Origin of the sequence: Micrococcus sp. Mcc89, assembly GCF_024519795.1 — a bacterium.
Classification (GTDB): Bacteria; Actinomycetota; Actinomycetes; order Actinomycetales; family Micrococcaceae; genus Micrococcus; species Micrococcus luteus.
This window is the reverse complement of record NZ_JALJRI010000097.1, coordinates 1-1,101: the sequence shown is the minus strand read 5'-3', so window position 1 is coordinate 1,101 and position 1,101 is coordinate 1. Positions and strand designations below refer to the sequence as shown.

The following is a 1,101-nucleotide window of genomic DNA, read 5'->3' as shown; positions in this document are numbered from 1 at the left end:
GGATCAACCCCTACCTGTGACCACCCCGCTTACACAGACAAGTTGACACGCCCGCTCGGCGTCGTCAGCCAGAACCGCTGACCCCGAACGGTGATGAACTGCCCGCCGTCCCGCAAATCAGCGATCTCCCGCAGCTGGTCCCGGCGCACCGCGAAATGCTCCCGCACCAATCCCAAATCCACCCGCCCACGCTCGTCTCCGCTTTCCACCTTGCGTCCCCTTCTCTCATCACTCATGGCCTCATGATGACCCGTCGCCCAGCCATCAGGGCAAGCTCAACTCCTCCAGGCCAAGCCATCGTCGGAGGTTTGCCACTCGATCTCCAGGCTCGGGTCCGTACTCGACACGAGCACGCGCACGCTCGGCTCTGCCGGAGTGGAAGACGTCGTCACCACCTCAGCGGTCACCTTCGACGGCGTACGCCGAGCCGCCAGGCCCACGGGATTCGACACAGCCACCTCGTCCCCGTCGCCGTTGAGCACACGGGCGCGTAGGTACTGCACACCTTCTTCAGGCCGTTCGAGAGTGTCCTGTTCACGGGTGGTGCCCGCCCAGGCCGTGAAGTCGTCCTCGTCGTAGTCCAACGTGAACGCTGGCCGATCCCCGTACGCCTCGGGCTCCTTATGCGCCCCGGTCTTCGCGCAGCCGGCCTCATCCACCATGCGGCGCAGACGCGCGGTGAGCATCTCCACGTGCGGGTGCCACATCATCATCGGCCCCAGCCCCGGAGCCTGTTCCTCCCAGACCTTGTACTCCATGCACATCGCCGCATACAGCTCGGCGGTGAGGTCCGAGTGCTTGTACCAGCAAGGCGGCACCACCGAGGTCACCAGCCGGTACTCGGCCACGAACCAGTCCACCCAGCGACGCAGCGTGTTCCACGCCTCCCACTGGCGCTCAGCCTCGATCTCCCGCCACCGCGTGCCCATCCACACCGGCGGACCCTCGCCCGCGAGTTCCTCGGCGACCCCCGGGTCGACGTAGGGCAGCGTAGTCCCCGTCTGTCCGTCGTCATCGGCTGCCGCCGGCCCCTCCCAGTCCGTGGGTGTAAGCGGCCATGAAAAGCTGCCCATAGGTGGCCAGGGAATGACCCGCTGACGG

Annotated in this window: 2 protein-coding genes; both read right to left on the bottom strand. The window is 66.5% G+C overall.

The genetic code is table 11. The annotated features are described in order from the left end of the window. Positions 1 to 29: 29 nt before the first annotated feature. Complete coding sequence (locus NR072_RS09125) at positions 30 to 236, bottom strand: hypothetical protein (protein ID WP_256836940.1); 207 nt, start codon at positions 234 to 236, stop codon at positions 30 to 32. 39 nt (positions 237 to 275) lie between these two features. Next, positions 276 to 929, bottom strand: coding sequence for a hypothetical protein (locus tag NR072_RS09120; protein WP_256836942.1), 654 nt, complete (start codon positions 927 to 929; stop codon positions 276 to 278). Positions 930 to 1,101 lie beyond the last annotated feature (172 nt).

Excerpts from the sequence above, each read along its gene's own strand:
- NR072_RS09125 (WP_256836940.1), bottom strand. The coding sequence starts at position 236 with ATGAGTGATGAGAGAAGGGGACGCAAGGTGGAAAGCGGAGACGAGCGT.
- NR072_RS09120 (WP_256836942.1), bottom strand. The coding sequence starts at position 929 with ATGGGCACGCGGTGGCGGGAGATCGAGGCTGAGCGCCAGTGGGAGGCG.